Raw genomic sequence first — 26,207 nt, forward strand, 5'->3', positions numbered from 1 at the left:
TAAAGTAGTTTACTACTTGTTTCCAACTCTACGATGTTTTTTTAATCGTCTATTTTTGCGATAAGAATATCAAATAAAAGTATAGGTGCTTCACTTACAGAAGCTGTTATTTTTCCTACCATACTAATGGTTCCATCGTTTTTATCAAAAGAAGAGCATACTGTTCCAGATTCTGTTTCATCTGAAAAGAATTGTTGTGATTTGCTTTTATTTGTAGTGATTATGCTCAATTTAGTTAATTTTTGATTGGCAACAATAGCTAAGAGATAGTTATGACTAAATACAGGTGGAGAATTCAATATATCTTCTTCAAATGTTCCTTTAAACTCAATTGCTTCCCCTTCAAATTCATATTTTATATTATCAGTTTGAAAAGAAACTACAACCTGTTCACTCTCCTCGTTAGAGATATTTCGACAATGAATCACCAAAGCGTTATCTTTAATTTTTTCTTTCGAAAAAATTTCAACAGTAAACTTCTCTAAATTCAAAAATACTAAAGTTTTATTACCAAGACCTCTCGCGCTTAAAAAAAGAAACAGCTGGTCATTTAAAATCATAGCGCTTCCTGATTTCAATTTTGAAATATTCTTTCGATTCCACTCGATTTCTTCATCTCGAAACGTTTCAAAATTGTAATTCATTGTTAATTCCCATAAGTCAGATAATGCATGGGCACCATCTCTAAGTTCTGATTTTTTTTCTAAGTCTGTAGCAATATTAAATGCATTAACATACATTTTTTCCAAATCAAAATCAGCACAAATAATTGAAGTAAAAAACAAACCAAATACTATATATTTCATTGAAAAAATCCCTAAATAAAAGCTTGTTGTCAGTTTTTGTAAACAGAAAAAATGAAATTTTAATTTCGTTTCATACCTATAGACTTTAATCAGCAAAAAAAAGAAAATTTTTCTCAAAAAATATAATGAATAATTCAATTAAGAAGACTCCTCATAACCTTAAACAATAGACTTTTCCTCATTGAAATTTTTTCTTAATTGATTCACCAAACCTCTAATTTTACGAGAGTGTTCTTGTTTTTTATGCCCTGTAAAATAATGTAAAAAGCAGTGTCTTTCAAAACTCTAGGGCGTGTCATCATTCAATACAGATAAAAATATAACGGATTCATTTAATGATACGCCAGTAGTATTGAGCCTGAGCCCGTTTTCGAGCCCGCGCCCGAAAACTTTTTGAGAGCGACAGAAAGTGATTTATTGGTTCAATACTAGTTTTTTGCGATGGAAAAAGAAACTTTGCTTCTTTGATAAATTGTTAGTGAAAGTTTCGGAAACGGGCTCGCAAACGGGCTCGGGCTCGGGCTCGAAAAAACACACAATATTTTGAATGATGACGCGCCCTAATTTATAAAAAACATTTGACTTTTTTGTAGGAGCTGCTGATAATAAGATTAAATACCTCAACAAACTTCAAAAACCTTTTTTTTAGGATTGGGATAAAATGAAACTTTTTCATACTTTCAAAAACATTCACCACAATATCCTCTTAACTACCCAATCCAATAATTGGGCATAGCCCTACTTAAATTTCCCCTCAATCTATATACTACTTCCAGGAAATTGGTCTGTTAACTTAGTAAAACTATTGTTTTTATTTTACTTCGTGGCATACCTTCAAAAGTAAATCACTTTTATCGTCTTTATGTGCAAACGCACATTAAACCTCAAGGCGTTATATTTCTCTGCGCAATTTCAAAGTGTCTTGCTATTTGATCAATGTCTCATACTGTCTATTATTTCCTGAGAATGAATAGTTATCATTTAAGTCGTTTAAACATTCTTCTACCTAGGTAAACAATCTTTACTTTTGAGGAGATATTTGCGATCTAAGAAATCATCTTTCGAAATTTTGAAATTCTTTTTCTCTACTCGATGAGGTTTGTCATGAAAAAATATCCATTGCACTGCCGTGTCAAAAAAATTCTAGCAGACACAGTTACTCCTGTTAGCATTTATTTGCGTTTACGTGATTTATATTCGCATTGTTTTCTACTAGAAAGCGTTGACTTTCAACCAAATAAAAAAAGTTTTTCATATATTTGTTGTGACCCTATTGCCGAGTTTAAAGTACATCGTGAAAAAATTACCCAGAGATTTCCCGATGGTTCAACCACAATTAAAGACATCAACGAACGAACGCAGGTGTCAAAGTCGCTTCAAGATTTTATCACACATTTTTCTTGCACTATGCCTGAAGCGTATTCATTTATCGACAATGGCTTGTTTGGATACACAGCTTACGATGCTATTCGCTATTTTGAAACAATTGATGTTCAACATAATAACGATATACCAGATATGATTTATCACGTTTTTCGTTATGTAATTGCGATTGATCACCATCGCAATGAAATGTTTATCGTCAGTAATGATGAGAATAGCGATCTAGCCTCTTTTGTTTACACTCTTACTTTCAAAGATTTCCCGCAATATGCTTTTCGTAAAGAGGGTCCTGAAACATCAAATTTAAGTGATGAAGAGTTTATTGATTGCGTCTGTAAGTGTAAACAACATGTTAAGTACGGCGATGTTTTTCAGATAGTTCCTTCGCGGCGTTTTGCTCAAAAATTTTCAGGAGACGAATTTAACGTTTACCGAGCGCTACGCTCTATCAATCCTTCTCCATATTTATTTTATTTTGATTATGGTAATTTTAAAATCTTGGGCTCTTCTCCAGAAGCACAGCTGACAGTTAAAGATGGTAAAGCATCTCTGTATCCAATTGCTGGAACATATCGTCGGACAGGAGATGAAAAAGCCGATTTAGAAGCGGTAGAAAAATTGCGTAGCGATCCGAAAGAAAATGCTGAGCATGTGATGCTTGTCGATTTAGCGCGCAATGATCTCAACAAACACTGTGAAAAAGTTGAAGTTGAAAATTATCGTGAGGCTCAGATGTATTCACATGTTATTCATCTTACTTCTAAGGTCAGTGGTCGCGTTAAGAACGCAACAGTTTTAGATATTCTTCATGATACTTTTCCAATGGGAACACTCAGTGGTGCACCAAAATACCGAGCCATAGAGTTAATCAATACTTACGAAAATGTACCGCGCCACGCTTACGGTGGTGCTATTGGTTGCTTGGGATTTAATGGTAGTTGTAATCATGCTATTGTAATTCGTTCGTTCGTCAGTTACCAACAAACGCTTTATTTTCAAGCAGGAGCAGGTATCGTTGCCGACTCTGTTCCAGAAAAAGAGTTGCAAGAGGTCAACAACAAACTGGGAGCACTCAAAAAAGCACTTGATATGGCGGAGGAGATATCAAATGACCAAAATACTTGTACTCGATAATTACGACTCTTTTACTTACAACCTCGTACATTTGTTCAAAGAAAATGGCTGTAATAATATAGTTGTTAAACGCAATGATGAGATTTCAGTAAAAGAGGCAGAAGTTTTCGATAAGATTGTTCTTTCTCCTGGTCCAGGTATTCCACAACAAGCTGGAATTATGCTTGACTTGATAGCAGAATACTACAAAACCAAAAGCATCTTAGGTGTATGTTTAGGTCATCAAGCAATTGCTTGCGCACTTGGCGGTAAATTGCAACAAATGGAACGTGTGGTTCATGGTCAACAAACAGCAATAAATATTGTACAACTGTCGCATATTTTTGGTGGTTTACCACAAAGAATTGACGCCGGTAGATACCATTCATGGATCGTGAAGCGCCAATCATTGCCCCATTGTCTTCATATTACTGCTGAAGATGATGATGAAAACATTATGGCTTTTTCTCATAAAGATTATGATGTACATGGACTTCAGTTTCACCCCGAATCGATTATGACCTCAACGGGAAAACAAATAATTGGCAATTGGATACTAACTAAGGAGGAAAGTCAATGAAAGTACTTCTCGATCAATTACTCGTTAATAAAACAATTTCACGTTCACAAGCGTGTCAAGTACTCAAGGATATTGCGCAAAATAAATACAATGACCATCTTGTCGCCGCTTTTTTAACTGTTTTTCGCATGCGTCATATTACAGTCGAAGAATTAGGTGGTTTTCGCGATGCAATGCGTGAATTGTGTATACCCGTTGATTTAAAAGCTTATTCCCCTATAGATTTGTGTGGAACCGGAGGTGATGGGAAAAATACATTTAATATTTCGACATTAACCGCCTTTGTAGTTGCAGGTAGTGGTATAAAAGTAGCAAAACACGGTAATTATGGTGCTTCATCGCGTTGTGGTTCCTCAAATGTTCTCGAATCGCTTGGTATAAAATTTACTAATGATATTACTCAACTACAACAATTGATAGAAGAGGCTGGATTTTGCTATTTGCACGGACCGATGTTTCACCCTGCAATGAAAAATGTTGCCCCAGTGCGTAAAAATTTAGGCATTCGTACTTTTTTTAATCTACTAGGACCTCTTGTTAGTCCTGCATTTCCTAAAAAACAAATGATTGGTGTTGTTAACCTCGAAGTAGCGCGTCTTTATTCTTATCTTTTACAAAATGAAGACATTGATTACGTTATCGTTCATTCTCTTGATGGCTACGACGAAATATCACTCACTGGTGCCTTTAAAAAAATAGACAAAAGAGGCGAGCAAATTATTTCTCCACAAGATTGCGGCTTCGAACAGGTCAATGCCGAAGACCTTTACGGCGGAGATAGTATCGAGGAAAGTGCCGCTATTTTGATGAAAATTCTCAAGGGGAAAGGTACAGCAGCGCAAAACCAAACAATCATTGCTAACGCAACATTTGCTATTCATTGCGCTTTTCCACAGAAAAGTTTAGATGAATGCAAACACCAAGCAACAGAATCTCTTAAATCAGGAAAAGCATTACAGGTGCTGACAAAAATAATCGCAATCAGTAAAACAATGAAGGATTGAAAATGAGCATATTACAAAAAATTGTTGGGTCTAAACGCACCAGTGTGGAAAAGGCAAAAGAATTATATCCTACAAAACTATTAGAACAGAGTATTTATTTTCCCACACCATGTGTGTCACTTAAAAAATATCTACAACGTCGCGACAAGGTAGGCATTATCGCTGAAATAAAACGTCGTTCGCCTTCGAAAGGAGATATCAACCCTTACATTGACGTTGAAGATCTTTCTATCGGTTATATGCAAGCTGGTGCTTCAGCCTTGTCTGTTTTAACAGACAAAGAATTTTTTGGTGGCAGCAACAACGATTTACAAATAAGTCGAAAATTCAATTTTTGTCCGATTTTGCGCAAGGACTTTATTATCGATGAGTATCAAATTGTCGAGGCAAAATCCATTGGAGCGGATGTCGTATTATTAATAGCAGCAGCACTATCACAAGCGCAAATCAAGGAACTTTCTCAATGTGCAAAGAACCTTGGTATGGAAGTGTTACTCGAAATTCACGAACACGAAGAATTAGATTATCTCATTCCACAAGTTGATATTGTTGGTGTCAATAATCGTAATTTAAGTGATTTTTCCGTGTCGTTACAGAAATCTTTTGATATTGGAAGCCAAATACCACCCACATTTTTGAAAATATCAGAAAGCGGAATCAGTAAACCACAATCTATTTGCAAACTAAAACAAGCCGGATTTGATGGATTTTTGATAGGTGAAAATTTTATGAAACATAGTTACCCACAACAAGCATGTGCACAATTTATTTCCATGGTACATAAAGAAATGGCTAAATGTGATGCAGATTAAAATTTGCGGAATGCGTTGTACTAAAAATATTGCGGATATTACAGGTAAACAACCAGACTACCTTGGATTTATTTTTTATGAGAAATCACCGCGGTTTGCACAAGCAGATATTGCGAATTTTGTGAGATCAAGCGTTCCTAACGAAATAAAAAAAATAGGCGTGTTTGTCAATGAAGTAAACGAAAAAATAAGTCAAAGAGTCACAGAGTTTCAATTACAAGGCATTCAAATGCATGGCGATGAAACAATAGAGCGCTGTCGCGAAATTCGTAAGCTTTTTCCCAACCTACTATTGTCAAAAGCTTTTGGAGTGGATGACAAGTTTTGTTTAAGTGAAGTTAATGCGTATGCCACGCATTGCGATTACTTATTATTCGACACCAAAACTAAAAATTATGGTGGTTCAGGAAAGACTTTTTCTTGGAATATTTTACGTAATTACTCTCTGACAGTACCTTTTTTTCTAAGCGGTGGCATTGGTTTAACAAATATCGACGAAGTAATAAGATTTTCACGTGATATACCACAGTTAATGGGTGTGGATGTAAATAGTAAGGTAGAACTCCAGCCGGGCGTTAAAAATGTAAAGGTTGTACAAGAAATGATTGAAAGGGTTCGCAATGGCACATCTTGTAGATGAAAATGGTTTCTTTGGAATATACGGTGGGTCGTATGTTCCTGAAATGTTACGTCCGAATATAGAAGAGCTACAGCACGCTTTTAAAGAATGTATCTCTGACCACTTGTTCATACAAGAATTTAAACAATTGCTCGCTGATTATGTAGGACGACCTACACCATTGTATTATGCGCAAAGATTGTCACAAGAGGTCGGAGCAAATATTTATTTAAAACGCGAAGACCTCAATCATACCGGTGCACATAAAATTAACAATGCTGTCGGACAAATTTTAGTTGCAAAAAAATTAGGAAAAAAACGCATCATCGCCGAAACAGGTGCTGGACAACATGGTGTAGCAACAGCAACTGTTTGTGCGCTAATGGGAATTGACTGCACTGTATATATGGGAGAAATCGACATGGCGCGTCAGCGTCCAAATGTTGAGCGTATGAAAATGTTAGGCGCAAAAGTCTATCCAGTTGTCAGCGGAAGCAAAGTTCTCAAAGACGCAACAAATGAAGCCTTGCGAGACTGGATTGCGAATCCTAGTGATACTTACTACTTAATTGGGTCTGTAGTTGGCCCTCATCCTTTTCCATCAATGGTTGCTTACTTTCAATCGGTAATTAGTGAGGAAATAAAACAACAAATAGATCATATCGATTATGTTATTGCCTGCGTTGGCGGTGGTAGTAATGCAATGGGAGCGTTCTATCATTTCTTGGAAAATAAAAATGTTAATTTAATTGGCGTTGAGGCCGCAGGTGCAGGATTAACATCTGGTAAAACCGCAGCGACAATTGCTCTTGGAAGTATAGGGATTTTGCATGGTTGTAAGTCACTATTACTACAAAACGAAGACGGACAAATATTGGAAGCGCACTCAATATCTGCTGGATTAGATTACCCTGGTATTGGTCCGCAACATGCGCATCTTCATCACCAAAAAAGAGTTACATTTGCTAGTGTTACCGACAAGGAAGCTATCGCTGCTGGAAAATTACTTACGCGTATAGAAGGAATTCTACCTGCTCTAGAAACATCTCATGCAATTGCCTATTTGCAAAAATTAGATATTTCTAGCGAAAAAAATATAGTTTTATGTCTTTCAGGACGCGGGGACAAGGATCTTCATACCTACCTACAAGGAGAATAACATGCGTAATCGAATCATTGAATTATTTGAGAGTAAAGATAAAATACTCTCACTGTTTAATACCGCAGGTTTTCCTCATTTGAATGATACTTTACCTATTTGTCAAATGTTACAGAACGCTGGCGTCGATATGATTGAACTAGGTTTTCCCTTTTCAGATCCTATTGCTGATGGAACAACAATACAGCACAGTAACCAAACCGCTCTTGCAAATGGAATGAGTCTTCGCGTATTGTTTGAACAATTACAAGAATTACGCAGTGGAGTCACGATACCAGTACTACTGATGGGATATCTCAATCCTGTATTGCAATTTGGAATAGAGCGTTTTTGCGAAAAATGTTCACAAGTTGGTATTGATGGTGTAATTTTACCTGACCTTCCTTTTGAAGAGTATTGCCAAAAATATAAAAATATATTTCGTAAACATAATCTCAGTAATGTTTTTTTGATCACGCAAAGAACTTCAACGGAAAGAATTCGAGCTATCGATAACGAAAGTAACGGTTTCATTTATGCTGTATCTACAGCTTCTGTGACGGGAAACAATTTACAAATAGCCTCTGATCACCAAAGCTATTTTTCGCGTTTACGTGCTATGAATTTGAAAAACCCTTTTGTGGTTGGTTTTGGGATTTCAGATAAACAAACCTTTGATAATATTGTTAGTTACGCCAATGGCGCAATTATAGCAAGTGCTTTTATCCGCGAATTGAATAATAGCTTAGAACTATCTACCACAACTACACAATTTGTTAATAAAATAAGGGGAATACAATGATTGTTCAGTTACAGGAAAATATACTAGCAAACGATCTCCAAACTATTTGTGAACATATTCAGAGTATAGATTATCAAACATCGCGAGTAAAAACACAGCGAGGTGATTATATTGTTGCCATCGGCAAAAAAGAGTTCGATATTCGCAAAATAGGTGGCCTCAATGGCGTAAAAGACATACATCGCGTATCTGATACTTATAAATTAGTTTCCAAAAAATGGAAAGTGGATTCTACTTATATTGACTTAGGTGATGGAGTGACAATTGGTAATGAACTAACAATCATAGCTGGCCCATGTTCTATAGAAGGCGAAGAACAAGTACGCAAAACAATCGACCACTTGCGGCAACATAATGTCCGTATCATGCGTGGTGGTGTGTTTAAGCCGAGAACATCTCCTTACTCTTTCCAAGGGATGGGGTTAGATGGCCTAAAAATGTGGTCACAAATCGCACGCGAAAACAATATTAAAATTATTAGTGAAATACTCGCTGTAGACCAAATAGAAAAAATGCACGAATATGTAGATATTTTTCAAGTAGGTGCGCGTAACTCGCAAAATTTCACTTTACTACACGAATTGGGAAAAGTAGATAAACCGGTTATGCTCAAACGCGGTATATCGGGTACTTTGGATGAGCTCTTACACTCGGCAGAATATATATTTTCCAATGGCAATGAGCGCCTTATTTTGTGCGAGCGTGGAATTCGCACTTTTGAAAAAGCTTACCGCAATACACTAGACTTAAACGCAGTACCAATACTAAAAGAAAAAAGTCACTTACCAGTAATTGTCGATCCTTCACATGGAATCGGCGTTCGGCGTTTTGTTAAAGACATGGCATTGGCAGGTCTAGCTGCTGGTGCAAATGGAGTTATAATTGAAATCCACGAGCAGCCTCAAAAAGCTATATCAGACGCACAACAAACAATAGATTTTCGCAATTCCACTGTTCTAATCGAACAATTGCACAAAATGCACGCTCTATTAAAGTCTTTTTAAAACTAATTTCCCATCGTAAAGAATAGTAAGCAATAATTTTCTCAGGTGTAAATTCAAGATTGGAAGAAAGAAGGAACTTAACTGGAATAAGGTGCAATAGTTGGCTAAGAGATTTTAATTTATGAGACATGACAACGTTAGCATCGCCAAGAGTAGAGATACGTAGTTGCTTTTTAGCATATCCATAAAAATGCGTAATTGTTGAGATTGCAACTTTAACTGACTCCTTAAGTTGATTCCTGTATGAGTTACAAAATATGGTTGCCTAGCTTTGTTGTGCTAGGCAACCATATTTTTATGTATCTAAAACAGTTATATATAATTGCTAAATTCCTACAGGTAAATAGGGCCTGTCATCATTCAAAGTATTGTCTATTTTTTCGAGCCCGAGCCCGCTTGCGAGCCCGATCTCGTCTAGCAATTTAAGTCTTACGTTTTTACTTGAATTTTGACCAAACGAGTAAGCATTGCTACAACTCGCAAAAGAAATTCTCGTCCGTTGGCCAGAACATTTTGTTTTACTAGGGCGTGTCATCATTCAATACAGATAAAAATATAACGGATTCATTTAATGATACGCCAGTAGTATTGAGCCCGAGCCCGTTTGCGAGCCCGCGCCCGAAAACTTTTTGAGAGCGACAGAAAGTGATTTATTGGTTCAATACTAGTTTTTTGCGATGGAAAAAGAAACTTTGCTTCTTTGATAAATTGTTAGTGAAAGTTTCGCAAACGGGCTCGGGCTCGAAAAAACACACAATATTTTGAATGATGACACGCCCTAGTTTTAAACATCGACAGATATCAATAATAGAAGCACATTCAGTAGTAGATCGGGAGCAGATATTCTATTACCTTCTATCAAAGCTAAAGCGCTACTTGCTGACAAAGCTTACTATGCAGAAGAACGCGTTATTCAAAAATTAGAACAAAGAGATATTATTGTTGTGATTCCTCCGAAATCTAATATTAAAAAGCCAAAAGAATGCGATAGCCACCTTTATAAATCTCGCCATCTGATAAAAAATCTATTCTGCAAACTCAAGCAATATCGAGCTATTGCTACGCGGTACGACAAAACTGCTCAGAATTTTTTAGCGGCTGTATACTTAGTTTCTTGCATTATTTGGCTTCATTAGCTTGAATGATGACAGGCCCTAATTTAAAAATTTACTTTATATTAAAGTCATAGTAGAACTTTAGCAAAAGTCATAGTGAAAAAAATCAAGCTAAATATCCCGAATTGATGGAATTATTGTAAAGCGAGCCAACATAAATAAATATTCTTTCGTACATTACAATAAATATACAAAATTAAACCTACAAATAAAGGAATAATGTAATGATAATGAAAGAAGTTTTTGCTTGCATGATTATCACAACACTATGCTTATATCTAGCATTCCGTTTACAGCACAAAATAAACAACTTCTTTAGAATTAATATAGTTCTTAATGAAGGAAATGCTGTATTCTGGATGGCTGGAATTTTCCCTTTTATTTATATTTTTCCATACGAAGTGAATCTCTGGTTTCCTGTAATTATGATGTATTGGTATTGTTGCACGAATCACAGTGAGGCAAAAAAAGAACAGATAGTAGAAAAAGTTTAAATTAGATCCTATCTTTTTCTGGCGCTGTTGTAAAAAAGACATGCTCCATTCATTTTAGGTTTTTCTATAATAGAAATTCCAACAAAACCTAATTAAAAATGGATGGAGCAATCAATGAGCGACTTTAAATGGCGTCACTTTCAAGGTGAAATAATATTATTGTTACGCCTTGAGATCGAAAATCGTAACACATCGCGTTTTCAAAATCATGTTATAATGTGAGCACGAAATTGCGATGAATGGCTCTTAGCCACTTTTGGTGAACGTCTACGAAGGTTATATTGGAAGGATATTTGAGAGGATTTCACTTCCATCTTTATAACAAAAGGCGTTGTATTGTTGCCATAATTGAACGTATAATGTACGCGATAAACTGATTGTTTTCTTTGTAAGAAGCTTCCTCCACATTTATTCTGAATCTCTGCTTCATTTTCGTTTATTATTTTTTTAGGCACGGCATTTTTTGATTCCTTTGTTTGTAATCAAACTAGGATATCATTTTATATTGTGTTCTCTTTCACGGTAGTTATTACAAAGCATTGGCACTGTCTAACAATTTATTGAGCTGCTGTACTTTTACTGTGCATCCCCACTTCTTATAACATGCGATGGATTCTTGCATGTACATTTTTGCTGTATCGTTTATTCCTAGTTGAATGTACAGCTTTGCAGCTAACTCGTTTGCTATAGCTTCTTGATGGACAAAACCATTTTTTTTTGCCATTGCAATTACTTGCGGATAAAGCTTCATTGCTGCGACAAAATTGTGTTGAACTCTAAGTATTTCGCACTTGACGATTAAATATTTATGTTCAAAGTTTTCCGAGCAGTTATTTTTCCAAGTTGTTAATTTGGCAAAATTCCTTTTGATTCTCCTGCTCAAACGTCTTCGTGGCTTTTCCTGCGAATAAAGAGCTAATAATGATAAAGTAAAGTAGTAATAATACTCTGGTTTCATAATTTGACCAAAAGCTCCGTCTATATAAGGAAGAGAGTTTGCGGCCAGGTTGATTGCTTCTTGATAGTTGTTTTGTAGATAAAGTTTTTTTAGCTCTAAAGTTTCCAACCATATGATTCCTGTAGTATTTTTTATTTTTTGTTGTTCATTTCTGTAGTCGCTCGAAGTTAGGTTTTTACGAATTTTTGAAGGTGAAACATCACTCATGTCGACAATGAATTTTTGTAGCCCGATGGGAAAAAACTCTTGTGAGGTAAATCCTGCTTTTTCTAAAAAATCTTGGCGAATATTAGTCTCTTCAAATAGCTCTTGTAAGTTTTTTCCAGAGAAAAAATAGACTTGTAAAGGGTGAACAGCAGCATAAGAAGCGAACATCAGATCTCCACCCTGTAGACTATACTTTTTCGCCTTCTGCAAATAATGTAGATTTAATTTGAATTCTCGCGTCCAATGATTAACAACTGCTCCAAAGGCAAAATATACGCGACCAGTGTGTAGAGGGTTGTCGTATTTTTTACTTAGTGTAATTGCCCACTCCATAAAATTACGCCCTAAATCATAACTACCTAGTGTTTTTAAATGCCCCAATAACATGGCAAAATACGCATAACCATTTGGCGAATCCACAGTGAAGCCATTTTCTATTGTGATGTTTACCATTTTTAGAGCGGTTAAAAATGCATATAATTTGCCACCATGGTAAGTAGTGTACATGAATATAGATAGTAGTTGTAAAGCAATTTCTTGTTCCTCGTCTTGTAATTTACGCATGTTGACAAAATAATCTGGTGTGGTTTTTAACTTATGTAAATTTCTTTTAATGCGGAAAAATTCTTTGAATAAAGTGAGTAATACACTTTTTGATGACCAGTTAATTCCAAGATAACTGAGACCTTTTTTTCCTACTTTGAAAGATTGATCCCAGTCGCCTATACGAGTATAGAGAACAACAAGGTAAACGTGAATCTGAGCAATTTCTACTTTGTCTTTTGTATTATCGATCATTTGCATGAACAGTTTTTCTGCTTTGCTAAAATCACCATTCAAGTAAGCTAATTCGGCTTCTTGTTGATAAACTTGAGACATAAATTTAGCTTCAAGTTTTATCTGTTGAGCAATTTTTTGAATATGTTGAATGTGCATAAAAGCTTTTGCGTATGATGCAGCATTTTTTGCTTTTATTGCTGCTTGAAAGTTGAATTGTGTCAGTTGTTTTTTTTCTTCGTCCTTCAATTGTGGAATACAATAATTCCAGTTGACTGCTACTTTAGAAGGGGATAGGTCATCTTGTTGTTTAAAGTAGTATGAACCGATATCGTAATGGATTTGAGCTTTTGTTTTTTCGTCTATTGATGTATAGATACTTTGGAGTACTAAATCATGGGTAAATTTATAAGTATGCTCTATGAATAAAGAATTCCACTGGTTTTGTGTTGCCACAATGTAATTTTGTTGAGTCGCTTCGTTGATAAAGTCTGTTATACAATCTTCGTATTCACAAATAATACTACCTAACATTTCTGCTGAAAAATTTTCGCGTAGACACGAGCATATTTTTAGCAATTTTTGGTATTTCTCAGGTAATAATGCCGTTTTTTTACACAAGGAATCCAAAATATCACTACTGAATTCAAATTTTTCAATAATGGATAAATCCCAAGACCAAGTACAGGTTTCTTTTTCAAAGTAAAGCAGTTTCTCTTGGTAGAGAACTTGTAAAAATTGTTTAATAAATAATGGATTCCCCATCGTTTTTTGAAAAATGAGAGAGCTTAAAAGCTTAATGTCATTTGGTGTTGGAGAAAACAAATGTGTAAGAATTTTTTCTACAGAGATTAACGGAAGATGAGAAAGAAATATTTTGGTTATTTTAATATCTTTAGTTGTGATGAGTTCTTTTAAATGCGCTGTTTTTTTACAATTTGTTTCACTGTGGCGCGAAGCAAAGATAAAAAATAGTTTTTGAGGATATTTCCCTAAAAATTTACCGATAAGTAATAATGATGCGTTATCCATCCACTGAATATCATCAATAAATACAGTAATTTTATTGCTATTGATAACAATAACGTCCAATAACTGTTCCATAACCAGGTAAAAACGATTACGAGATTCTTCGGGCGGAACAAGAGACGAAGGTTCTTGTTTTCCGACTAAATTATCAAAATCTGGAACTACTTCGGCGACGACACGTACGTTAGTACCAAGTGCATCAATAATCATGTTCTTCCACTTGGTTATATTTTGTGAGGAACTGGATAAAATTTGCCTGCAGAATTTCTGTAGAATTTCTATCCAAGCATTGTAAAATGGTTGTTTGTTGTTTTGTTGGTATTTTCCTGTAAAGAAAAAACCCCCTTTTTCAAGTACATCGCGTAGTAAACTATTAACGAAATCCGTTTTGCCGATTCCAGGCATTCCGTAAACCATAACAATTTCGTCATTACCTTCGAGAAAATTTTGCCATGATTGTTGTAATTGTTGATACTCTAACTCTCTTCCGTACATTTTTCTTGGAAAAACCAAAGTTTCATATGCATCAGTAGTTACTTGCACAGCGTTCGTGTTTTTATAGGCTGCCAAAAGTTGCGCAATTTGTGCAACACTCTTGTATCTATCATCAGGGTTTTTTGCGAGCATCTTCATAATAACGTTCGAAAGTACTAAGGGAATTTGCGGAAAAAGATCGCGAGGCGGAATCACCTTTTGAGAAACATGCGCAACTATAAATTCATAAACATTTTCTGCACTAAAAGGAAGTTTTGTCGTAAGCATTTGATAAAAGATAACGCCTAGTGAATAAATATCTGTACGCTGATCTAGGTTCACATTGTAATAATCCGTTTGTTCTGGAGCAATATAGGTAATAGTCGATTCTGGGTTGACTAGAGCAATGGACATGGCTTCTGTTGGAGGAATCAAATCTACATGTGAATTCCCAAGAGGCAAAGTTATACAATTAAGGGTCAAATGTTTATATATCCTGTTTTGCTTGTGAATATTTGACAACTGTAAAGCTAACTGCTCTCCTTGTTGTACAAATTGTTCTATGTTTATATTCGACTTAGGTTGTTCTGAAGTTTGATATTTGCTGCGAATGAACCAATTGGGAAAAAATTTTGCAATTAAATCATCTAAGTTTTCAATGGGAACAATGACAATTTTTTCGTCTTGAGTTTCAATATCAAAATAGTTATCTTTTGGTATCAAAAAGTATTCTATAAACGGTTGATCACAAACAGAATTTGCCTGCGATATAACTTCGAGTTTTGTTTGGATGTAGGCAATCTTTTTTGTGGCAATATTATTATATTTTTTTGGAGTCAGTGATTCGTCTGGTATTTGGTCTCTTACAAATGCACCACTTGCTACCATATTTGATGGTAAATTTAGGTGATGCGGTTCTATTTCTTGATGACTCTCGTGGTGATAAACATCTAATATGCCCTGTTCACATAATTTGCGTAATGAAGAGATAAAAAAGAAAATAGTAAATGCAAAAGAAAAACTTTGCCCTGTGACAGGACGATTTTTAAATTGAGAGAGTAAGGAGCTTCCCCATTCTACAGCCCAAAACTCCAAGTTTTTATCTACTTCACTTGTAGGTAACTTGTATTTTGCTTGCCAGTAGTACTTTATAATTTTTCGGGCATCATCTAGACTACGCGCTATAGATGTGTCGTATTCACTTCCTTGAATACGTTGATAAGGAAGAGGATTGTATGAAGACATGCGCAATGAACTTAAAAGACCTACATTGTTAAACGCAACAACGAAATATGCTCGAAGTTGTCCTTGCGTAATGTTATCTTTCCAGTAGCGATAAGTATTTGACAATTTTGCCAAGCACTGGTTTTGCCATTTAGAGATATTATCAGGCACACCTTGCAAACAAGATTCGTCCCCTTCTAACAGAGCAATTAAATTTTGTGTATGATTGTCTGCAACAAAGTCAACGTATTTTTTTGTATACGGAACTTCAATTTCAGAGGAAAGAGCGTATAAAAGACTAAAACTCTTGTCTAACTCATGAATAAGACGATCTTTAACAAGAGAATTTTTTGTCTCTAAGTATACTACTGCATCAGCGACAATGTTAAGAAAAGTTTCAGCTAGTTTCAAGAGGAATCACCCAAAATAAAATTTGTTTATAGAGGCAGAACTAAAATTTTTTGCAAACGAAATTGAGTCATTTGATCGTACGAATCAATAAACGTAAAAATTTTTGTATATTGCACTTACAACTGACTTCCTTGCTTGCTAGTCAGTCTTTTGTCATATCTATATTTTAGGAATTTCCTAATTAATGGCATTCCTCTAATCTAAAGTTTATTGAATTTTGACTTGTTACCCTCAAGTAAATCTGAACCAAAATTTTCCGCAACTATTTTTGTAAGAGTAACAAATGAAATTGGTTTTTCGTACAAAGACAACTGCAATTCTTTTATCTTTTTTATTTGTTCTTCGCAAACACTACTAGAGATAAATATGAAATTTTCTGCTAACGATGGATGATGTTTTTGAATTTGTGAAAAAAACTCTAGGCCGTTTGTTTCAGGCATATTCACATCAGAGATGATAAAGTTTATACAAGTTTCTGCTAAAATTTCTAGCGCCATTTTAACAGAGTTGGCACATTGAACTTCGCACCCTAAAACAATTAACATTTCCTTTAGATACATAATAGTCAAATAACCATCACCTACCACTAGGACATTAATATTCATTATTATCCTTTTCTGAAACCAATAGCACTTTGCAATAATTCGATATTATCTTTAAAATATAATTTTTTCTTAATCTGTTCTCGAAAAAGTATGATTTTTTTTGCACTTAGATTGAGTAATCTTGCTATGGTTTCGATAGGACATCCATCTCCAATAAAGTTGTAGACCTTCTGTTCTTCTTCTGTAAGAATAACTTTCGGAGAGAAAACTGATCGCGAGCCACTCATGAAAAACTTTTTTATTATTTCTAGTTTTAGCTCTTCATCAATGTATATTTGCCCGTTTAATAGATTTCTAATAGCGTTTAACAATGTGGATGTTTTTTCTTTTTTCGGAATGTATCCTTCGATTCCCGCACCAACGCACTGTTCGGCATAGGATATACCTTCATAAATACTCAAAACTAAGATAGGAAATGTGTAACCGGCCCGCCGAATATTTTCGACAAAAGCTACTCCACCTATTCCTTTAAGGAAAATATCTGCGATCATTAAATCTGGTTTTACGGAAGGAAGGAACTTTAGAGTCTCTTCAGAAGAGACAGCCTTTCCACAAATTTTCAGGTCATTCTCAAATTGAAAAATATTTTCTAACCCGTCTTGAATAATAGGATGATCAACAATAAAAATTTGTTTTGCTTGGAGAGTATCCATAGTTTTAATCCTCATTTTTGTTTGAGAATACCATAGTTTAATCCTCATTTTTGTTTAAGAATAACTTTCTTTAGGCAAACATATCTATTTGTAACGTTTTCTATTTTAGTAGAATTTTTTTTTTATGAAATAGGGAATTACCTACTTTTTGCTGCAAAAAAATACTAAAATTACCCTGGAAATTTCTGATGCTTATCCTAAATCTTGGCTCTGTACCCATTGAATAGCACTTTGTAGCAATTCAGTACCATTCTTTAGATTTAATTTTTCCTTAATTCGCGCGCGATATGAATCAACTGTTTTTATACTTATGCACAAATCATCGGCTATTTTATGAGGAGAAACTCCCTGGCCAATTAGTTGGTAAACTTCTAGTTCTCTATCAGTAAGACGATCCAAAGGCGAATCAGAGGTGGGATTCTTATCAAAAAACTTGTACATGATACTATCACTAAGTTCACGGCTAACATAAATTTTGCCTTGGAGAATTTGCCTTACCGCCTTTATAACCTCTTCTGTTCTTTCCTGCTTCATAATGTAGCCCTGCGCACCTGCGCGAATAGCTCTTTCTGCATAAAAAGATTCATTGTGAATAGAAAGAACCAAAATGGGAAGTTTGTGTCCTTTTTTTCTAAGAGTCTTGATCAAATCAAGACCTCCCATTCCTTGAAGAGATAGATCCATAACAGCCACATCAGGTTTTAGTTTTTTTATGACCTCCAATCCTTCATAATAATCAGAAGCTTCTCCACAAATAACTAGGTCATCTGTTTGCTGAAAACTTATGGCTAAACCTTCGCGAACTACGGGATGATCATCTATTAACACTACTCTTGTTGAACTCATTTCTTCTCCTTCTTTCTTTTAAAAAGAGCATATAATGTAGGTATTTTTCTTTTTTCTTTCAATTTGTAAATCACCACCTAAAACACTCGCACGATATTTCATAATATTTAACCCCATTCCACTGTTAATATGATCAGGGAAACCTTTTCCATTGTCCCTTACATAAAGGATATTTTTGTCATTTTCTTTTTTAAGTGAAATAAAAATATTTTTGGCTCTACCATGTTTAACCGCATTGTTAAGCGCCTCTTGTGCGATTCTATATAATTGGTTGGCAACAGCAGGGTCTTTTATTTCTATATCAGTATCATGATTAAATTCACAAGAAACGCGTGGTATTTTACTTGTATTGTGTGCCAATTCACTTAGAGCCACTGTTAATCCGTTACTTTGCAGAATCATTGGATAGAGTCCTTTGGCCATTCCGCGAGTAGAGTTAATTGCCTCTGCCACGAGTTGAGAAATTCTTTCCATTTTAGTGGCTTCCTCTAAAGATTTTTGGGATAAGCTTCTTGCCAACGCTTCACTGATATACTTAATTCCTGTAAGTTGTTGTCCGAGTCCATCATGTAAATCCTGTGCTACACGTTGTTGTTCTCGAGAGCTAATTTCCAAAACTTCTTTTTCTAAACGCTTGCGCTCTGTAATATCGCGAATAATTGTTTGTATTCGTCCATCAGAAATGAGTTTCATGTTAAAGTCTGCTGGGAATAAATCTCCATTACCACGCTTCATTTGCAGTTCCCCGCCCGTTGTTTTTCCAGATTCTAATTCTGAGATATTTATAAATCTTTGAGGGAAGAAGTGAGATAATTGCAATTGCAAAAATGGTGTTTTTTCATAACCAAATATTTCACAGGCTCTCGAATTGACATCAAGATAATTTCCTTCTTTATCAGATATTAAAATGGCATCCGATGCTTGCTCCATCAGCAACCTGTATTTTTTTTCGCTTGCTTGTAGTTCTCTTTGCGTTTGTTTCATACCTTCATAATATTTAGCATTTTCTATAGAAATAGCAGATTGAGTAGAGATCATCTCAAGCACTTCCAGGCGATCAGAAGTAAAGACATCAGGAGTGAGATTATTTTCTAAATAAAATATTCCTAAAAGCTCATTTTGCTTCAAAATAGGAATACATAAAACAGATTTTAATTTCTTCGTGACAACGTAAGGATCTGAATTAAACCCACCTTCCTTAAACGCGTTTTGGAGAACAACTTTTTCCATTGTTCTTTTGACAAAATTCACAATTGTAATAGGAATTTCATTGCAATCATCAATAGGCATAGATTGTAACACTGCTTTACTCTGATCAGTACTTTGTCTTACTTCTACAAAAAGTTGATTGCCTCTATTTAAAATTAAAAATCCTCTCTCTGCTCCGGCATTTTCTAGTGTGATTTCCATCAGTCTTACTAGTAGCTTATCTAATGATATTTCTCGCGAGATTGCACGAGAGGCTTTAATAACCGTATTTATATTTAAATGTGACAAGTGACCGACCATTGTAGAAACAGTTGTCTCAATTTCTTGAGAGCGAAGTGTAAAATTGTTACTGTCTTTTTTTGGTAGTAGGGAAGTGTGCTTTCTTGTTAAATCCATTACTTTGCCAACAGCTCCCCATTTATTGTAACTGTAACATGCCTCTTCTAAGTACACTCTGGCAATTTTTGTTTTTCCTTGTGTTAAAAAAAACTTAGCTGCCAACTCACAAGCAATGGCTTTATTTTGCGTGTATTTGGTTTCATCCGCTTTGTGAATAGCTTGATCGTATAGCTCTATAATTTTCTCTTTTTCATAGTTGCTGATACGAGCTATTTCTGCCTCTACTAGGAAGTATTTGTGAGAAAAATTTTGTGGGCAATTTTTCGCCCACTTTTTCATTTTCTTTTGATTTTCTTGTAATGTTTTTTTGAATACGCGCTTATTGGTATGCGATTGTTTGTGATAAATAGCAGTTAAAGTCAAGCTATGATAAAAGTTTTGTACAGGAACTTGCATAGTACCAAATGAAATACTAAGCATTTCTTGAGACTTTTGCGCCATCTCTAAGGCCTGCGAATACCGTTCAAAAATGAAAAATACTTGCAATTGATTGATATAATGCCAATGCAGAGGCATTTGGTTTGTCGCGGTTTGCATTTCTTGAAAAGTATTCTCTGCTTCTATATTTTGCATAGAGGCATTTTCTGGTACGTCCTGTAGGTTTTTGATCATTTGTTCAATTCCCCAGTATACGCGCACAGCGTCCTGGAATTTGAGTTGATCAAAAAAACGAGAATAATCTTTTATTTTTTGGGAAACTTCGTCTAGATTTTTTCCGGTTATGACCATTTTGTTTACCACATAGGTTAGAGAAAAACAAGCAAACATCAAGTCGCCACATTCTAGTCCTCTATGGTAAGCCTTTAGAAGATAATCAATGTCATCATTTGCATGTTGTTGCCAATGTCCAACTAAAGAACCGAATAAATTAAAAGTCTTAGTTTTTAAATGAAGATCTCCATATTTTTCTGAAACTTCTATAGCCAATTTACCAAAGTCATAGCCTCTTTTATAATCTCCTGATCCTGAACCGACAATAATTCCATAGCAAACATAAACAAAAGCAGAGATGGGGGTGTTTCCGTACTTCAAAGTAAGGTGAAGCATTTTGAGTATGCCCCAAGCCCAAAGATTTGTGCTTACAAAAAACGTAGAAGCGCTTATGCTCATTAGTAATTTCATAGCTGCTAACGCATTGGGATCTACCATTTCCGGTAAATGGAGTAGTTTCTCTGTTTTTTTTCCACGTAGAAGCCACTTGATTTTGAGAACCTCTTGTAAAAGAGTTCCTTTGCCGGGAAGTTTTGGCACCTGTATGTCAAAAAATATCAGGCCTTCTTTACCCAGATCCAGAGCCTGTTGATGTTCTCCTAAGTTTGTATGAAAAACAATTTTAATGTTGTATATATCTGCCCGCTCTACGTTGCTTTTAACATGTAATAGTGACAGGGAAAATAATTTTTTAGCATTTTCAAAATTACCATTTAGGTGTTCGCATTCTGCTGCTTTGGTATGGACAGATAAAGTTAGAGAGTAGTGCTTTTTCCAGGCATTCTTTGGCAGTAATGTTCTTCCTGCTATAAAATATTCACATGCCGAAGAATAGGCTGCAGATGACATCGCTTTTTTACCAGCCTGTAGATTGTATTCTACGAGTTGGAGTTTTTCACTTTGAGAAAGTAAATCCATTGCTAAATTCATATGATAAACAAGTTGAAAGATCATTTCTGGCGATTTTTGCGCTATAATCTTACCAATAGAAAGATGAATATCTTTTATGTCCTCTTTTTCTATCAGAGAGTACGCTGCTTGTTGGATTTTGTCGTGGGCAAATCTAAATGAAATTTCTTCGAGAAATTCATCGCTTACAAAGGTAATATCAAAACTCCCCATAGGAAAAATAAACCCTTTTTTTACAAGTTCTTCTATATCATACTTTATTTCAGTCATATTTTGATTAAGAACAGTGGCGAGAAGTTGCCATTTAAAAGTATTTCCAATTGTTGCTGCGATTTTTATAACTTTTAAACTGGAAGAGGAAAGTTTTGATAGTTTTTCGGCCATAAATGCAACAACATTCTCAGCAACATCCATTTGCTGGATTTCTTCTAGTGGAGCTTGCCAGCAATTCGTTTTGTCATCAAAGATTAATATACCGTCTTGGTATAAAGTAGTGATAAATTGTTTCACAAAAAAAGGATTTCCTGTCGTTTTGCGAGAAATTAATTGTGAAAAAGATTGTGATTTTTCAGAAGATGTATTTAGAGAATCTGCGATCCATTGATTTAAAGAAGGAAATGTCAATGGCGAAAGAGATATTTTTTTTATTAAATATTTTTGTTCTATACTTTCTAAAGTCATAGTAAGAGGATGGGAGCCATCTATTTCATTGTCGCGATATGCCCCTAGTAAGAAGAGATACGGTAAACTATTATCTACAAGTAACTTTAACAAATTCTGCGTTCCTGAGTCACTCCATTGTAAATCATCTAAAAAAATAACAAGCGAGCTCTCTTGTTGAGCAAGTACACGTATAAAGTTGATAAAAACAACATTGAAACGATTTTGTGACTCAGTACCAGGGAGTTTTTCTAAAGGAGGTTGCTTCCCTATAATAAGTTCGATCTCTGGGATAAACTCGACCAGCACTTGTCCATTATCAGCAAATGCTTTTCGAAATTTTTCGCGCCAAAGTGAAATGATATCCTCATTCTCGCCTAGAATCTGAACAATTAATTTTTTTAATGCCGATTTAAAGGCACTGTAGGGAACATTTCGTTCTTTTTGATCGAATTTCCCATCAATAAAATAACCTTTTTTGGCCAGCACCGACTTGTAAATTTCGTGGATAAGAGTTGATTTACCTGTTCCTGCATGCCCACAAACCAGAAGAGTCTCCATGCGGCCTTTGTTTACCTCATCAAAACTACTTAGGAGTACTTCAAGTTCCTTCTCTCGCCCATATAGCTTTTCAGATAGTTGAAATCGGTCTGATACTTCAGAATTCCTGGGAACAAAAAGATGAATTTCGTTATCTTTCCATTTAGAGAAACAATCTTCTAGATCTAATAAAAGACCGCGAGCACTTTGATATCTTTCCTTTACTGTTTTTGCCATAAGTTTATCGACAATCAGAGACAGTGAAGGAGGTATATCTTCTATTTTATGAGGAGAAGAAGCTACCTTAGCAATTTGGGCATGCATTAGCTCCAGGGCATCTTTACCAAAAAATGGCAAGCGATTTGTTAGCATTTCGTAAAAAGTAATACCGAGGGAATAAAAATCTGTGCGATAGTCCAGGCCACGATTTATCCACCCTGTTTGTTCAGGAGACATATAGGCCAAGGTACCTTCTAGTAATTTAGGATTGCGAATTTGAGGTGCTTCTCGCGAAAGAAAAGTTGAAATACCGAAGTCGGTTATTTTGACGTCGAAATTGTCACAGTTAACAATGATATTACTTGGTTTGATATCTTTGTGGATGAGGTTACGCTTATGAATATTTCCCAAAATTTTTACAACTGTAATTACAATTGGGAAAAAAATATCAAGAGTGATTTTTTTAGCTGCGATTACTTTGGAAAGAGAAACGCCACCAAAATCTTTTAGCACCATAACCAGACTATTTCGATATTCTACTAGATCAACTACTTCGACAATTCCTTCTATGTCCAAGTTTTTTACGATTTCATATTCTCGTCTAAATCTAGTCAAGGCTCTTCTTGAAGGATACTCCCCTTTTAGTAATTTAAATATCAACGCTTGTTGATCTTTGTATCCTTTGAAGACGTCTGTTTCTCTTCCTTCATAAATCCTTTCTATTATTTTGTAGCCTTGAAGAGTTAACATAATAATGGATTCCATTTATTGTAATTAGATTTCTTACCAGGTTGAAAACACATACAAAGTATAAGTGATTAACGAATAAAAGATTATACTGTATTTATTTTTGAAAATAAATACAGTAAATGTTCGGGATGTGTTTCAATTCAAATTGAAGGATTGTTAGTTGCTGGTAAAAAATGGCTGTCAAGGTAGGCTTTTATGAAAATGAAATATTTTAGATGAGTTACACTCCTGATTTCGATCCTGCTCCCAAAACTTTATAAGTGAATGGCTAATTCTTTATCAAACTTCACATAACAAATGTGACGTTTGAAGGGATCAGGATCAGGAGCAGGGTCGAAATCAGGAGCGTAAAAAGTTATTTCTGTGCACTAATAATCTGATACCTCCACAATCCAAAATCCAGGGCGATTTTTTGAAATAAACATGCTTCTACATGTTTAATTTGTACAATACTTTTCTTTTTGCTGATTAAATCATCAGGATACCCACTTTTACCACGTTGGTAAATTTCCTGGGCTGAGCCCATTATATTTTCTGTAATGTCTCGTACTTTGACTTTTTCAAAACTACAATTCTTTAGGTTTTCGGTAAACCCTTTTGTGGAAGCTAGATTGTCAATGGCAAAACCATCTAGCCATTTTTGTAGTGCGTGTTCTTCTATTTCTGTCAACTCTTCTCGTACTAAAAAAGTATCACCGACAACAATGCGACCATTTGGTTTCAATATTCGCCAGGCTTCTTTGATAAAATCTTTTTTATCAATAGCATGACAGATGCTTTCTAATCCCCAAACAACATCGAAATGATTATCGGGAAAATTGGTTTTGGTATAGTCCTGAACCGAAAAATCCACCTGTGACTCTAGTTTATGCTTGTTCATAAACTCCTTGGCTTTTTCAACTTGCAAAGGAGAAATTGAAATTCCCGAAACAGTAGCATTAAAGTTTTTCGCCAGCCAAATCACACTAGCTCCTACTCCGCAACCAGCATCTAAGATTCTATCTCCCTTTTGGATCTTTGCCTCTTGCGCTACTTCTTCATTCATACGAATGAGAGAAGTGTGGTGGTTGTCTTGTGGGTAGTCTCTATAACCATAGTGTAGTTCGTAGACAGAGTTGCCCCAGTTCTGGTATGATTTATCAGCTTCACTGTAATATTCTGTAATTTTGTTCTTTTTTTCTTGTGATAACATAATTTCATTCCCCAATTGATATTTCAGCATTTTGTTAAAGTTCATGTGTAGATCATGGACTTCACGTAAATCTTCTATATACTTTTCCAGACTAAAGGTGCTGACTCTAGAACGCAAACTTTGGATAATAGAAAGTTTTTCTTCCATCTTTTTGGCAAAATCAGATATACAAACACTTTTATTAATTTTTTGTTTTGCATGCGGGACATCGTTCAGTTCTTCCTTGCTGAGTATGCTATTATTTAATGCCCACAACACAACTCCACTGGTGTAGTCGTTTTGCTCAATCTCTACTTCCCAAGTGGAAAGCCAGTTACTCATTGCCATAAATTGCTCCCCTTGGTATAGCGAGGAAACAATTGCTTCTCGTTCCTTGTATTCTAATTCTTCTATTAGCATTAGGTTAAAAATGCCATAAATAAATGTGTGAATTGGTGGAGACATTTCAGTGACATACTTTTCAAAGTTCCAATTAGATGTTTTGCTTTTGTGAAAAGATTGATTAAAATAAAGACTGCCAATCATTGCTGTTTTAAGTCGCCTGATAAAAAATACTAGATCAGAAATCCATAATGTGTATTGTGGCCATGTTTTAATTGTTTCATTCAGGTGATTTCTTATGTCCATTAACAAGGATAAATACATTTGCCATTCTGGAAATGAATGCAATATACCATGACGGTCTTGCCCTGTTTCTAAAATTTCAAGAGTTCCATGTAGAAGCTTTTCATCCAGTATCATGTCGGCAATGTCATCAATCATAACATTGAGAAGCACTGCAACCACATTAGTGTTGTACAAGATTTCATGGCTAATTTCCGGGACACTATCCAAAACGAGTTGTCGGGATCCTTCATATGTCCAAATAAATAAATTTTCACTTCTTGCTTGAAAAGAATCTATTTGGGGAAGAGATTGATAATATCTATGAATAAATTCATTTGTTGTCGGATGAAAAGTAATTCCCGTAAATTTTTCTTGTTCCATCAACCTCATAATCACTACTCCCAATAAAAAAAGATAACTTACCAAACGCGCGTTATTTTGGAAACCGGGAGATTCTTAATTATGACGTGGGAGTTTTCATATTCATCTAGTAGGGAAATTTCGGCGCAGTATGTAGGGGAATTTCGTTCAAGAAATCAGGTTTCCATTTGTGACCAAGATTGTTACTATAAAAACACTACAAAAAACTTTTAGAAGGGGAGATAAATGGAAGTAAATACAATGGATTTTATGCAAGCATATAAAATTGCTAACAAAGAAGGATGGATAGTGTATTTCGATATTCGGTTGAAACATTGGGGAATCGGCCGTTCTATTATCGGAGATGAACGCATTTGCTTTTATCCTGGGAAGAGTATTGCAGAACTAAGAGATTTATTCATTGTTCTCTGCGAGATGAAAGGCATAAAAAATCCCCAGATGTATTTGTAAAATATTTTATTTCAAATGTTTAGAAATAAAACCTGTGTTAGTAATCTACTATGATACCATTTTTTGTAAAGATTCCGAGAGGAGTATTTACGAATAGCGGCAAATTGAAAAATAGAAATGAATATCT

The 26,207-nt window shown here is 35.1% G+C and carries 17 protein-coding genes and 1 pseudogene; 11 read left to right on the top strand and 7 right to left on the bottom strand.

Features of this window, described 5'->3' with window-relative positions; genetic code table 11:
• Positions 1 to 41: 41 nt before the first annotated feature.
• The gene (locus UABHE_RS07335) at positions 42 to 806 is read right to left on the bottom strand and encodes a hypothetical protein (protein WP_372369599.1); all 765 of its coding nucleotides are present in this window, start codon (positions 804 to 806) and stop codon (positions 42 to 44) included.
• A gap of 1,104 nt (positions 807 to 1,910) precedes the next feature.
• On the opposite strand from UABHE_RS07335, the gene UABHE_RS07340 reads away from it, so the two are divergent.
• From UABHE_RS07340 to UABHE_RS07385, 10 genes and pseudogenes are all read left to right on the top strand, one after another.
• Positions 1,911 to 3,323 carry an anthranilate synthase component I family protein gene (locus tag UABHE_RS07340; RefSeq protein WP_372369600.1) on the top strand — a complete coding sequence of 471 codons (1,413 nt, stop codon included), beginning with the start codon at positions 1,911 to 1,913 and terminating at the stop codon, positions 3,321 to 3,323.
• Complete coding sequence (locus tag UABHE_RS07345; RefSeq protein WP_372369601.1) at positions 3,298 to 3,882, top strand: aminodeoxychorismate/anthranilate synthase component II; 585 nt, start codon at positions 3,298 to 3,300, stop codon at positions 3,880 to 3,882. Before UABHE_RS07340 ends, UABHE_RS07345 begins: the two co-directional genes overlap by 26 nt.
• Positions 3,879 to 4,886, top strand: coding sequence for an anthranilate phosphoribosyltransferase (gene trpD, locus UABHE_RS07350; protein ID WP_372369602.1), 1,008 nt, complete (start codon positions 3,879 to 3,881; stop codon positions 4,884 to 4,886). Before UABHE_RS07345 ends, trpD begins: the two co-directional genes overlap by 4 nt.
• Before the next feature lie 2 nt (positions 4,887 to 4,888).
• A complete protein-coding gene (gene trpC, locus UABHE_RS07355) occupies positions 4,889 to 5,698 on the top strand; it encodes an indole-3-glycerol phosphate synthase TrpC (protein WP_372369603.1) in 810 nt (269 codons plus the stop codon).
• On the top strand, positions 5,688 to 6,338 hold the full coding sequence (locus UABHE_RS07360; protein WP_372369604.1) for a phosphoribosylanthranilate isomerase: 651 nt from the start codon (positions 5,688 to 5,690) through the stop codon (positions 6,336 to 6,338). Before trpC ends, UABHE_RS07360 begins: the two co-directional genes overlap by 11 nt.
• Positions 6,319 to 7,476: a tryptophan synthase subunit beta gene (trpB, locus tag UABHE_RS07365; protein WP_372369605.1), complete on the top strand. Its 1,158-nt coding sequence runs from the start codon at positions 6,319 to 6,321 to the stop codon at positions 7,474 to 7,476. Before UABHE_RS07360 ends, trpB begins: the two co-directional genes overlap by 20 nt.
• A gap of 1 nt (position 7,477) precedes the next feature.
• Complete coding sequence (trpA, locus tag UABHE_RS07370; protein ID WP_372369606.1) at positions 7,478 to 8,257, top strand: tryptophan synthase subunit alpha; 780 nt, start codon at positions 7,478 to 7,480, stop codon at positions 8,255 to 8,257.
• A complete protein-coding gene (locus tag UABHE_RS07375) occupies positions 8,254 to 9,261 on the top strand; it encodes a bifunctional 3-deoxy-7-phosphoheptulonate synthase/chorismate mutase (protein ID WP_372369607.1) in 1,008 nt (335 codons plus the stop codon). The genes trpA and UABHE_RS07375 overlap by 4 nt, the downstream gene beginning before the upstream one ends.
• Positions 9,262 to 10,094: 833 nt before the next feature.
• Positions 10,095 to 10,397 (top strand): annotated as a pseudogene (locus UABHE_RS07380) (transposase); the annotation flags it as partial.
• 203 nt (positions 10,398 to 10,600) lie between these two features.
• Entirely contained in the window at positions 10,601 to 10,870 is a 270-nt protein-coding gene (locus tag UABHE_RS07385) for a hypothetical protein (RefSeq protein ID WP_372369608.1), read from the top strand.
• 529 nt (positions 10,871 to 11,399) lie between these two features.
• Here UABHE_RS07385 and UABHE_RS07390 read toward each other — a convergent pair.
• The 6 genes from UABHE_RS07390 to UABHE_RS07415 form a co-directional block, all read right to left on the bottom strand.
• Positions 11,400 to 15,950, bottom strand: coding sequence for an AAA family ATPase (locus UABHE_RS07390; RefSeq protein WP_372369609.1), 4,551 nt, complete (start codon positions 15,948 to 15,950; stop codon positions 11,400 to 11,402).
• A 200-nt stretch (positions 15,951 to 16,150) separates the two neighbouring features.
• Complete coding sequence (locus tag UABHE_RS07395; protein ID WP_372369610.1) at positions 16,151 to 16,555, bottom strand: response regulator; 405 nt, start codon at positions 16,553 to 16,555, stop codon at positions 16,151 to 16,153.
• A gap of 2 nt (positions 16,556 to 16,557) precedes the next feature.
• Positions 16,558 to 17,208, bottom strand: a complete 651-nt coding sequence (locus tag UABHE_RS07400) for a response regulator (RefSeq protein ID WP_372369611.1) — start codon at positions 17,206 to 17,208, stop codon at positions 16,558 to 16,560.
• Between the two features lie 192 nt (positions 17,209 to 17,400).
• Positions 17,401 to 18,054, bottom strand: coding sequence for a response regulator (locus tag UABHE_RS07405; RefSeq protein ID WP_372369612.1), 654 nt, complete (start codon positions 18,052 to 18,054; stop codon positions 17,401 to 17,403).
• Between the two features lie 18 nt (positions 18,055 to 18,072).
• The gene (locus UABHE_RS07410; protein WP_372369613.1) at positions 18,073 to 23,451 is read right to left on the bottom strand and encodes an AAA family ATPase; all 5,379 of its coding nucleotides are present in this window, start codon (positions 23,449 to 23,451) and stop codon (positions 18,073 to 18,075) included.
• Between the two features lie 355 nt (positions 23,452 to 23,806).
• Complete coding sequence (locus UABHE_RS07415) at positions 23,807 to 25,639, bottom strand: methyltransferase domain-containing protein (protein WP_372369614.1); 1,833 nt, start codon at positions 25,637 to 25,639, stop codon at positions 23,807 to 23,809.
• Positions 25,640 to 25,855: 216 nt separating this feature from the next.
• Between UABHE_RS07415 and UABHE_RS07420 the strand changes: the two genes are divergently transcribed.
• Positions 25,856 to 26,080, top strand: coding sequence for a hypothetical protein (locus UABHE_RS07420; RefSeq protein WP_372369615.1), 225 nt, complete (start codon positions 25,856 to 25,858; stop codon positions 26,078 to 26,080).
• The last annotated feature ends 127 nt before the right edge of the window (positions 26,081 to 26,207 follow it).

Source organism: Candidatus Uabimicrobium helgolandensis (assembly GCF_041508025.1).
GTDB lineage: Bacteria > Planctomycetota > Uabimicrobiia > Uabimicrobiales > Uabimicrobiaceae > Uabimicrobium > Uabimicrobium helgolandensis.

Excerpts from the sequence above, each read along its gene's own strand:
- UABHE_RS07335 (WP_372369599.1), bottom strand. The coding sequence starts at position 806 with ATGAAATATATAGTATTTGGTTTGTTTTTTACTTCAATTATTTGTGCT.
- UABHE_RS07340 (WP_372369600.1), top strand. The coding sequence starts at position 1,911 with ATGAAAAAATATCCATTGCACTGCCGTGTCAAAAAAATTCTAGCAGAC.
- UABHE_RS07345 (WP_372369601.1), top strand. The coding sequence starts at position 3,298 with ATGACCAAAATACTTGTACTCGATAATTACGACTCTTTTACTTACAAC.
- trpD (WP_372369602.1), top strand. The coding sequence starts at position 3,879 with ATGAAAGTACTTCTCGATCAATTACTCGTTAATAAAACAATTTCACGT.
- trpC (WP_372369603.1), top strand. The coding sequence starts at position 4,889 with ATGAGCATATTACAAAAAATTGTTGGGTCTAAACGCACCAGTGTGGAA.
- UABHE_RS07360 (WP_372369604.1), top strand. The coding sequence starts at position 5,688 with ATGCAGATTAAAATTTGCGGAATGCGTTGTACTAAAAATATTGCGGAT.
- trpB (WP_372369605.1), top strand. The coding sequence starts at position 6,319 with ATGGCACATCTTGTAGATGAAAATGGTTTCTTTGGAATATACGGTGGG.
- trpA (WP_372369606.1), top strand. The coding sequence starts at position 7,478 with ATGCGTAATCGAATCATTGAATTATTTGAGAGTAAAGATAAAATACTC.
- UABHE_RS07375 (WP_372369607.1), top strand. The coding sequence starts at position 8,254 with ATGATTGTTCAGTTACAGGAAAATATACTAGCAAACGATCTCCAAACT.
- UABHE_RS07385 (WP_372369608.1), top strand. The coding sequence starts at position 10,601 with ATGATAATGAAAGAAGTTTTTGCTTGCATGATTATCACAACACTATGC.
- UABHE_RS07395 (WP_372369610.1), bottom strand. The coding sequence starts at position 16,555 with ATGAATATTAATGTCCTAGTGGTAGGTGATGGTTATTTGACTATTATG.
- UABHE_RS07400 (WP_372369611.1), bottom strand. The coding sequence starts at position 17,208 with ATGGATACTCTCCAAGCAAAACAAATTTTTATTGTTGATCATCCTATT.
- UABHE_RS07405 (WP_372369612.1), bottom strand. The coding sequence starts at position 18,054 with ATGAGTTCAACAAGAGTAGTGTTAATAGATGATCATCCCGTAGTTCGC.
- UABHE_RS07410 (WP_372369613.1), bottom strand. The coding sequence starts at position 23,451 with ATGTTAACTCTTCAAGGCTACAAAATAATAGAAAGGATTTATGAAGGA.
- UABHE_RS07415 (WP_372369614.1), bottom strand. The coding sequence starts at position 25,639 with ATGAGGTTGATGGAACAAGAAAAATTTACGGGAATTACTTTTCATCCG.
- UABHE_RS07420 (WP_372369615.1), top strand. The coding sequence starts at position 25,856 with ATGGAAGTAAATACAATGGATTTTATGCAAGCATATAAAATTGCTAAC.